Source organism: Bavariicoccus seileri WCC 4188, from assembly GCF_000421665.1.
Classification (GTDB): domain Bacteria; phylum Bacillota; class Bacilli; order Lactobacillales; family Aerococcaceae; genus Bavariicoccus; species Bavariicoccus seileri.
This window is the reverse complement of record NZ_ATXL01000018.1, coordinates 33,444-42,553: the sequence shown is the minus strand read 5'-3', so window position 1 is coordinate 42,553 and position 9,110 is coordinate 33,444. Positions and strand designations below refer to the sequence as shown.

At 37.5% G+C, this 9,110-nt stretch carries 9 protein-coding genes and 1 pseudogene; 7 read left to right on the top strand and 3 right to left on the bottom strand.

Annotated elements, in window-relative coordinates; translation table 11 throughout:
- Positions 1 to 229 (bottom strand): annotated as a pseudogene (locus H541_RS13805) (transposase); the annotation flags it as partial.
- A 141-nt stretch (positions 230 to 370) separates the two neighbouring features.
- Between H541_RS13805 and H541_RS11645 the strand changes: the two are divergent.
- On the top strand, positions 371 to 622 hold the full coding sequence (locus H541_RS11645) for a hypothetical protein (protein WP_022796316.1): 252 nt from the start codon (positions 371 to 373) through the stop codon (positions 620 to 622).
- Between the two features lie 138 nt (positions 623 to 760).
- Here H541_RS11645 and H541_RS13610 read toward each other — a convergent pair whose 3' ends face one another.
- A complete protein-coding gene (locus H541_RS13610; protein WP_022796315.1) occupies positions 761 to 1,276 on the bottom strand; it encodes a hypothetical protein in 516 nt (171 codons plus the stop codon).
- A 982-nt stretch (positions 1,277 to 2,258) separates the two neighbouring features.
- Here H541_RS13610 and H541_RS0105395 point away from each other — a divergent pair.
- A complete protein-coding gene (locus H541_RS0105395; RefSeq protein WP_022796313.1) occupies positions 2,259 to 3,173 on the top strand; it encodes an ATP-binding cassette domain-containing protein in 915 nt (304 codons plus the stop codon).
- Complete coding sequence (locus tag H541_RS0105390; RefSeq protein ID WP_022796312.1) at positions 3,173 to 3,946, top strand: ABC transporter permease; 774 nt, start codon at positions 3,173 to 3,175, stop codon at positions 3,944 to 3,946. Before H541_RS0105395 ends, H541_RS0105390 begins: the two co-directional genes overlap by 1 nt.
- A 270-nt stretch (positions 3,947 to 4,216) precedes the next feature.
- Here H541_RS0105390 and H541_RS0105385 read toward each other — a convergent pair whose 3' ends face one another.
- On the bottom strand, positions 4,217 to 5,167 hold the full coding sequence (locus tag H541_RS0105385) for an aldo/keto reductase (protein WP_022796311.1): 951 nt from the start codon (positions 5,165 to 5,167) through the stop codon (positions 4,217 to 4,219).
- 247 nt (positions 5,168 to 5,414) lie between these two features.
- On the opposite strand from H541_RS0105385, the gene H541_RS0105380 reads away from it, so the two are divergent.
- The 4 genes from H541_RS0105380 (at position 5,415) to H541_RS0105365 (ending at position 9,108) form a co-directional block, all read left to right on the top strand.
- Positions 5,415 to 5,879: a hypothetical protein gene (locus tag H541_RS0105380; protein WP_022796310.1), complete on the top strand. Its 465-nt coding sequence runs from the start codon at positions 5,415 to 5,417 to the stop codon at positions 5,877 to 5,879.
- 387 nt (positions 5,880 to 6,266) lie between these two features.
- On the top strand, positions 6,267 to 7,535 hold the full coding sequence (locus H541_RS11635; protein ID WP_022796309.1) for a betaine/proline/choline family ABC transporter ATP-binding protein: 1,269 nt from the start codon (positions 6,267 to 6,269) through the stop codon (positions 7,533 to 7,535).
- Between the two features lie 2 nt (positions 7,536 to 7,537).
- Positions 7,538 to 8,173: an ABC transporter permease gene (locus H541_RS0105370; protein WP_022796308.1), complete on the top strand. Its 636-nt coding sequence runs from the start codon at positions 7,538 to 7,540 to the stop codon at positions 8,171 to 8,173.
- Positions 8,173 to 9,108 carry an osmoprotectant ABC transporter substrate-binding protein gene (locus H541_RS0105365; protein WP_022796307.1) on the top strand — a complete coding sequence of 312 codons (936 nt, stop codon included), beginning with the start codon at positions 8,173 to 8,175 and terminating at the stop codon, positions 9,106 to 9,108. Before H541_RS0105370 ends, H541_RS0105365 begins: the two co-directional genes overlap by 1 nt.
- Positions 9,109 to 9,110: the final 2 nt, after the last annotated feature.

Sequence of the window (9,110 nt, the reverse complement as noted above, 5' to 3'; positions counted from 1 at the left end):
CTATCGCTTCTTGCTGAGCATAGGTATCAAAGTGCGTTGAATCCACGTCAATGATCAACTCTGAAGAACTGTTGAGAGGCTCAAAATGATCCAGTAAAGCTAAATTCAATGTCGAAAAATCTTTGATGGTTTGTTCATCCATCCGCTTAAAAAAACGTGAGATAGTTGGTTGGGATACAACTTTGTGGTTAAGAATGACGGGAAATACTTGATCTTTATTCAGATAATCAGCAGCAGAATCTGTTGATTATCCGGTAGCCAATTGAAAAATCAGTTGTTCAAGCGTATTAACATTGGAATGCTTAAAGTGCTTGCGATAGTCCTTAAAATGTTAGAATAAATTTAAAGCGTGTTGATAGGAGCCAAAAATGTGAAACGATTAATGAATGAATATAAAAATTCACGTCAACCAACTGAAGGGTTTATAGAATGGCTTTTAAAGAGAAAACTAAATGGACTTGGTAAGTTGTGTTTTGCAGGAACACTTTGGTTTACTTGGTTAATTATATGGATAAATCCTCCTGTAATAGTATTTACTTTTGAAGGTATCTTTTTAATAATTTGTTTGGTTACTTTAATCGCAATCGTCAAAAAGATAGCTAATTTGGTTAGACGAAAATAAAAGTATATTATCATGCTAAAAGAAATATATAGACTTAGGCAATAGTTTTGTATGAAGCATAAGATAAATATTAGTTAGATAGATTTGATTTAATAGTGTCTGAGGTATATTAATATTGACTAAGTAAAATATTATAAATTAATCTCTACCATAACACCATGCTTCTGCAGATATTGTTATATACTCTTGTGTTTGTGAAGCAGTTTGAGTAATGTGTTGAGTAGTTTTCATCTTATAAGACGTATTTGCACTCACACTGCCATATTTTGCAGTAACTGCTTTCCTTTGAGCTTTTCCGACAACGTTTAAAGTACTCATGTTACTACCTTTAACCCAAAAATAATTAGTAACGTAATGTCCTACCTTACCATCCCAAACAACTGTGCCCTCGCCCCATTTTGTTCCCGGAGCTGCTAACGGTTGTATCAGCGCTGATGAAGATGTGTCTTGAGACAGATAAAAAGAGTCTATTTCATTGACAACTTGTTCAATTGTTTCCCCTTTTTCAAAGACGGTTGGTTGAGAAGTTGCAACGGTGTTTTGATCTATACCTATTTCATCTGATACAGAATCTGCTTTAACATTATCGGTTGTTGCAACAATGAACATGCCTAATAGGAATATTGTCCTTGCTAATTTAATTATTAACTTCATTAAAAGCCCTCCTAAATAAGTATTGGTAAAGTCTGCTAAATCACTGTTTCTTTTTCCCTTTTTTGATTAGTTCATCTAACCATTTTGCTCTTGAAACCAATCCCCATGCCCCTATTCCAATTAAAACAATACAAAAAATCAACAACCAAAAGTCCATTATCACCCCTCCTTTGTCTATCTAACATAAAGTGTAAACGCTTCTTTTTGATAATGCAAAAGATATTCTCATAAATTTTAACTGGTAAGTCAATTTGGCATGACCTTTCAAAACTAATTTGAAAAAAGTTCAATAAAGTATACCGTATTAAACAAAAAGGGAACTTTGATATAATAAGGTTTTTATGTGTTCAATAGAGTTGATCAATAACAAAATTGAGAATTTGAGATCTCAGAGGATGGTGGGTATAAAACAAGCGTCGTTGGAGAAAGACATTTTAGTGTAAGTAGTGGGGAAAAATAAAAATGCGGAATTTTAAAGTTAGCAATTGAATGAAGGAATTGCTAAGTGTTCCATGTCTATTTATCGGTTAAAATATTTCTCATGCCGATAATTTACACGTTTTTGTTAATTCAAATGGATCAGGTAAATTTTCACACTATATTTATACAAATCTAACGACAATTTCTGGAGTTCATGTTGGGGAGGCACATAAAAAATAATGAAAAACAAGGGAATAATATGTAGTCTAATCGGTGCTACTATCTAGAGGGAGTTGTTAGAGCAACTCCTCTTTTCGTTTGTATTCCACCTAGTAGTTCTCAAATGCTCAATCACGAGATTTTTATTCCCCAGTTATACCAGTTAATGATTGTCAATAACAGATTAGGTCTTAAGGCTCATGACAGCAAGACTATAAATCGCTATACTTTAAAACATTGATTCAATTGATTCAATTGATCAATGGGTCGATCATTAATTAAAAGAGCTATCATTAGAGACCCGTTTTATGATACTGGTTTTAACTGGCAATAGGAGGGTGTTATGACAACAAAATTAGAAGCAACATTGCTATCTAAGAAGTTTGGTAAGAAAGTAGTACTAGATGATATATCTTTTACTATTGGAGAAGGTAAGATAGTCGGTTTAGTTGGTCCAAATGGTGCGGGGAAGACAACCATTATGAAAATCATTTTAGGCTTGATTGATTTTGATAATGGAGAGGTCACTATTGATGGTAGTAAAGTCTCAATCACCAGTCATCAAGCGTTAGGGAAAGTAGGGGCTTTAATCGAGTACCCAGGTATTTATCCATTCTTAACAGGCTATGATCATTTGCGCTTATTCTCCACCAATAAAGATACGGAGAGCATCGAGCACGTCATTTCAGAGTTAAAGATGACGACTTATATCAAACGTAAGGCAAAATCTTATTCATTAGGGATGAAACAAAAGTTAGGGATTGCTTTGGCAATCTTGAATCAACCAGAATTAGTAATTCTTGATGAACCAATGAATGGTCTTGACCCACAGGCGACACGTGATGTCCGGGAGTTGATCATAGGCTTAGCGAAAAGTGGGACCTCTTTCTTGATCTCAAGTCATATCTTGGGTGAATTAAGTAAAGTCACTGACGAGATGATCATCATTGATAAGGGTAAGATCATTAAGCAAGTCACAATGAGTGATCTTTCTGCTGATTCAGCGCACTATCTAGTGATCAAAACCTCTGATGATGCAGCAGCCAAGGCACTATTACTTGAAGAAGGTTACGAGCTTGCCAAAGACCCTGAGGCGTTAGCTTCGATCAGGATCAAGAAAACCTCTGACAGTATCTTGACTGAAGTGGTACAGCTGCTTTCTCAAAAGAATATCCAGTTACAAGATGTTGATCATCAAGATGAGGATCTTGAGTCTATCTTGTTAGAGCTATTATCGGATTCGAAGGGGGAAGCATAATGGGAACATTGGTCAGACAAGAACTATTTAAATTAACGAAGAAAAAATCGACTATTGCTGTATCAGTCTTGCTAGTTGCCTACATGGTCATCTTTTTGATTTTCGTAAGAGAAAATCAAAATATCATTGATCCTCCCTCTGTCGTTAGTCAACTTGGCGGTGGTTTATCATGGAGCGTTTTCGTCATGATTGCGGCGGCTAGTACGATGATCGCAATGGAATCTCAATATGGTACCCTTAAAGATCTGTTGTATCGGACCTATTCGAGAAATCAGGTATTAGCAAGTAAATGGATCACGTTGTTTCTTTATTCGATCTACCTCTATTTACTCATATTTGTCACCAACATTTGCTTGAAATTTATCCTATTCCCGGATATTTCATTGAGTGACAAACTCGAGGGCTCGAGCACGATTATAGAGTCGATGGGCTACTTCATGTTAGGAAACTTTATTGGATTGTGGCTGATCATTAGTCTAGTGCTGATGATCTCATGCTTTTTCAATACCTCTGCAGCAGCCATTTCTGCTGGTATCATTTTCTACTTTGCCTCTTCGATCTTATCCGGGCTCATGATGATGGTGATTGAGAAGTGGAACTGGCTGAAGTGGAATCCCATCAATATGTTGAACCTACCGAATCAAATCGATAGTGAATCAGTTATGATAGATTTTACGCATCTAACGACTGATGAGTTGATCATAGGAAATATTGTTTATATCATTCTATTCCTAGGCTTAGGTCTTCTTGTCTTCAGAAGAAAGAACGTCTAAAATATCTGTCAATAGAACAAAACTACGACTATTACTGCGAATAGAACTCGAAATAGAACTATCACTAAAAAGTGAGTTAAAAATGACGATTAAAAATAATGGTGTTTAGTGATATTTATTGCTATTTAAAAGAAAAAACAAGAAAAATGAGGCCTACATTCATATAGGCCTCATTTTTCTACCTTTATTAACTTTAAAATAACATCTACTTACAACATATAAATTATAATAATTGAATCGTTTATAACATTTATACCAGTGTTACAACCATTAAGGCAGATCATGTCCAGCTGCAAAATAGAGATCATACCACTCTTGATTTGTCAGAGAAACATCAGCACCTTTAACACTATCAATGATGTGTTTTGGGGTCATAGTGCCTAGAACAACTTGAATCTGTGCTGGATGTTTTAAAATCCATGCCGTGGCGATCGCATTTTTTAACACACCATACTTTTCCCCCAGCTCTTCTAATTTTTGGTTCAGAACTGGGTAATTAGGATCATCGATAAAGGTCCCTGCTATTTGGCCATGTTGAAACGGTGACCATGCTTGTAAGGTGATATGGTGTTGACGAGAATACTCTATAATTCCCCCATCACGGTTCACTGAAAACTTATCTTCCATGTTAGTATGTAAGCCAAAATCGATCATACCACTGTGAGCTAAACTGAATTGCACTTGATTGAATACGAGCTTTTGAGAAACAGCTGATTGGAGCATTTCAACTTGCTGAGGGTTAAAGTTAGAAACGCCGAAATAGCGAACTTTGCCAGAAGAGTGCAGAATATTGAAAGTTTCAGCAACTTCATCTAAGACCATCAATGGGTCAGGACGGTGAAGTAAAAAAGAATCAAGATAGTCGATCTGTAGACGTTTTAGAATATGCTCGACAGAATTAATTAAGTGTTCTTTTGAAAAATCATAACGATGGCCAAGAGGGAACCCGTCTGTAGCAACGTTGTTATTGATAATACCTGCTTTTGACTGGATAAAGAGACTATCGCGACTAATGTTTGAATGTTTTAAGGCATTTCCGAAAATCGTTTCAGAATCCCCCTTACCATAAATATCTGCAGAGTCGATAAACGTCATACCATGGTCGTAAGCAGTCGCTAACGTTTGACCAGCTTCTCTTGGGGACAAAGCTGCTATACGCATGATACCTAAAACAATTTGACTAGTGGTGATATCTGTATTTGTTATAGTGATGGTTTTCATGATGTTGTACGCCTCCAGTTGGGTACTTTTAGTTTAAAACAGTTAGTTTTCGTCATTTAATGGTATGTTACAAGTTAAAGGGGTCAAAGAAATATATTCCTATTTCTTTTTCTTAAAACTGTTAGTGAAAATAGAACCACTATTATGGTGGAAATTAGCAGAAGCAACATCCCTAATGAAAGGGTGATTTTGTTGTTACTCAGACAGGATAACATACTAAAATTACAATAACATTATAAAAGGATTAATGAAAGAATGTGATAACATGAAAAAAATTAAAGCATTAACTCTTATTGTATTAACCTTTATTACGATATTCCCGTCTGTTGTATCTGCAGTAGAAAAATCCGATTCAAACAATCCAATTGCATCTCAGCCAGATATTACTTTTCAAAAATCGGATATTAATAGTAAGGCAGCCACTAAAGAAGCAATTGAGAACGGAGCCTTAGACGCCAAGCGATTGGTCAGTTACCACAAGATGGTTAGCGAGCAACAGGATGTTTGGACAAAAGGGAGCTTGATTCCTAAGCAATCTATGGTCGTAAAGAAAAGAGACCATCCTATAATCGCAAAGAGAAACATAAAAATTGGGATGTTTAGCATTCCAACAACTAATATAGAAGAAATAGAAGAGAGCCCTATGCCGTTCAAGAGTCTTGAGATAGAGACTAAACTGCATAGGACTTTTTGCAAGGAATCAGTTTATTGAGCATATTAGTGGGTACAGACCCAAACTCACAAGGCTTGTCTGTAGATTGAGTCAGTTAGTTCTCACAGGATAATATTTATAGTATCATAATAAGTTTAAAAAGAGCATTATCAGTTTTTATCAGTTGAACAAAATCGAGATTTAGGGCATCATTATAGTGTCAGACTTTTTGAAATTATCACAATAAAGAGCTCGTTAGATAACTTATATTTTTGTTATTAGACCTAATAATTCGCAAAATATACTGTTTGTATGCGGGAAGCATTGTGAACCAATAGAATGTCTTCGGTTATCCTAAGAAGCGAAAGTCCATCAGGGGTTTAAAGGCGCTGACGTAATTATATGGTGTGATAAAGGCTTGAAAGATAAAAAACGAGAGGTGAAAAGATGATCGAGTTTAAAGATGTCTCGAAAATTTATAAGGAAGGAAAGGTCGCTGTTGAGGATGTAAATTTGTCCTTTGATAAGGGGGAATTTATCTGTTTTATCGGAACAAGTGGTAGTGGTAAAACGACTTGTATGCGGATGATCAACCGAATGACCAATCCAACTAAAGGAAAGGTATTAATCGGGGGTAAAGATGTTGCTGAGATGGACCCTGTAGAATTGCGTCGTAAGATCGGCTATGTCATTCAAAGTATTGGTTTGCTACCTCATATGACGATTCGCGATAATATTACGCTAGTGCAAAAATTACTTAAGGTCGGTCAAGAGGAACGTAATAAAACGGCAGAAAAAATGATTGATCTTGTCGAACTACCACGCGAAATGCTCGACCGTTATCCTAACGAATTATCCGGTGGTCAGCAACAACGGATTGGTGTGGTAAGGGCGTTAGCAGCAGACCAAGATATTATCTTGATGGACGAGCCTTTTGGCGCGCTTGACCCTATTACGAGGGATTCGTTACAAGATCTGATTAAGGATCTGCAAGTTCGGTTAGGTAAGACGATTATCTTCGTGACACACGATATGGATGAAGCTCTTAAATTAGCTGACCAAATCGTGATTATGAGTGAAGGAAAGGTCGTTCAATTCGATACACCGCAAAATATTTTACAACATCCCGCAAATGAATTCGTCCAAGAATTGATTGGTGAGGATCGTCTGCTTCAAGCAAAGACTGATCTTGTACCAGTCAAGGATGTCATGTTGTCTAAAGCGATAGCGATCACTCCAGAAAAGTCATTGCAAGAAGCTATTAAATTGATGAGAGAAAGACGGGTTGATACGTTATTAGTAACAGATGCAAGTGGCGTTTTAAAAGGGTTTATTGATGTTGAGACCCTGGACCGTAAGCATGGTAAAGCAACAAGTGTAGGCGATATTTTAAATACAGATGTTTTCTATGTCAAAGAGACATCCTTATTACGTGATACCTTACAACGAATCCTCAAAAGAGGACTGAAGTATGTGCCAGTTGTTGATGATGACAAAAAATTGGTAGGGATTCTGACGAGAGCTTCTTTAGTTGATATTGTATATGACGTTATTTGGGGCGATGAAGAGGGCATCGCGATAGATCAAGATAAAGAGACAGCATCATCTGATGCGCCAAGTTCTGAGAAAGTGTCGGAAACAAAAACAACAGAACAAGAAACATCAGAATCAAAAACAACTGAAACTAAAACCGCTACCATTAAAGAGGAGGTCTGACGATGTCCAGTTTCTTTAATGAATATGGGGGTCAGATCATAGAGAAGAGTGTTGAGCATCTCTATATCTCTTATGCAGCTTTACTTTTGGGTGTTTTAGTCGCTGTACCGTTAGGAATCGTTTTAACGCGTTTCCCAAGAGTTGCGACTGTTATTATTGGGCTTGCTAGTGCATTGCAAACCGTGCCATCGCTGGCTCTGTTAGCGCTAATGATTCCAATCCTTGGAATCGGTAAAGTCCCTGCAATAGCGGCTCTTTTCATCTACTCCTTGCTACCTATTTTAAGAAATACCTATATTGGATTAAAGCAAGTAGACAGTGATTTAAGAGATGTGGCTAAGGGCATGGGAATGACGAACCTCCAATCGATTATTCGAGTAGAATTGCCATTAGCCAGCAAGACAATCATGGCAGGGATCAGATTATCGGCTGTATATGTGATTGCTTGGGCGACCTTAGCTTCTTATATCGGGGCAGGTGGTTTAGGTGATCTGATCTTTAGTGGGTTGAATAACTATCAACCACCGTTGATCTTTGCAGGAACAATTCCAGTGACGATTTTCGCACTCTTGTCTGACTGGCTATTAGGAAAGATCGAGGATAAACTGACACCAAAACCGTTAAGGGAGGGTGTATGATGCATTTTAATAAAACAACAGTAAAGCGCCTAGTAATCCTATTGTGTTTGCCAGTCTTTCTTATTGTATCTGGGTGTTCGTTCCCCGGACTCGCTTCGACATCTGATGAAGATACCGTCGCAATTACCGGTGGCATAACGGCAGAGGCGCAGATTTTAGCTGCACTTGTGTCTGGAATGGTTGAACATTACGCCGATAAAAGTACGGTAATTATCAACAATTTGGCGACCACAACCATTAATCATCAAGCCATGCTTAATGGTGATGCTTCGATTTCTGCAGCACGTTATACGGGGACGGATTTGACCACGACCCTTGGTCTTGAACCTGAGTCAGATCCACAAGCGGCTTTTGATATCGTTAAAAGGGAATTTGAAGAACGTTATCATCAAACATGGTTCCCATCATATGGGTTTGACAATACCTATGTTTATCTCGTTCGCAAGGATACAGCAGAGGAATATGGGTTGGAGAAAGTCAGTGATTTGAAAGATGTGGCTGGCCAGTTGGTAGCTGGCGTTGATCCTGCTTGGATAACCAGACCTGGTGATGGTTATGATGGATTCAAGGAAGCCTACGGATTTGCTTTTAAAACTATTTTACCAATGCAAATCGGGCTGGTTTATGATGCCGTTGCTAATGGGAAAATGGATATTGTTTTAGGCTACTCGACAGATGGTCGAATCGGTAGTTATGACTTGGTGATGCTAGAGGATGATCTAAGATTCTTCCCTCCATATGATGCAGCACCGATTGTATCAGATGAGCTACTAGAGGAAACACCTGAGATAGGACCTGCAATTGAAAAACTAAAAGATACGATTGACACTGAGAAAATGCAGGAGCTCAATTATGAGGTCGATAATAACTTGGTCGAACCAAACATCGTGGCAGAACGTTTTCTTGAAGAAAATAATTACTTTGAAGGGAAGTGATG

Excerpts from the sequence above, each read along its gene's own strand:
- H541_RS13610 (WP_022796315.1), bottom strand. The coding sequence starts at position 1,276 with ATGAAGTTAATAATTAAATTAGCAAGGACAATATTCCTATTAGGCATG.
- H541_RS0105365 (WP_022796307.1), top strand. The coding sequence starts at position 8,173 with ATGCATTTTAATAAAACAACAGTAAAGCGCCTAGTAATCCTATTGTGT.
- H541_RS0105385 (WP_022796311.1), bottom strand. The coding sequence starts at position 5,167 with ATGAAAACCATCACTATAACAAATACAGATATCACCACTAGTCAAATT.
- H541_RS0105370 (WP_022796308.1), top strand. The coding sequence starts at position 7,538 with ATGTCCAGTTTCTTTAATGAATATGGGGGTCAGATCATAGAGAAGAGT.
- H541_RS0105395 (WP_022796313.1), top strand. The coding sequence starts at position 2,259 with ATGACAACAAAATTAGAAGCAACATTGCTATCTAAGAAGTTTGGTAAG.
- H541_RS0105390 (WP_022796312.1), top strand. The coding sequence starts at position 3,173 with ATGGGAACATTGGTCAGACAAGAACTATTTAAATTAACGAAGAAAAAA.
- H541_RS11635 (WP_022796309.1), top strand. The coding sequence starts at position 6,267 with ATGATCGAGTTTAAAGATGTCTCGAAAATTTATAAGGAAGGAAAGGTC.
- H541_RS0105380 (WP_022796310.1), top strand. The coding sequence starts at position 5,415 with ATGAAAGAATGTGATAACATGAAAAAAATTAAAGCATTAACTCTTATT.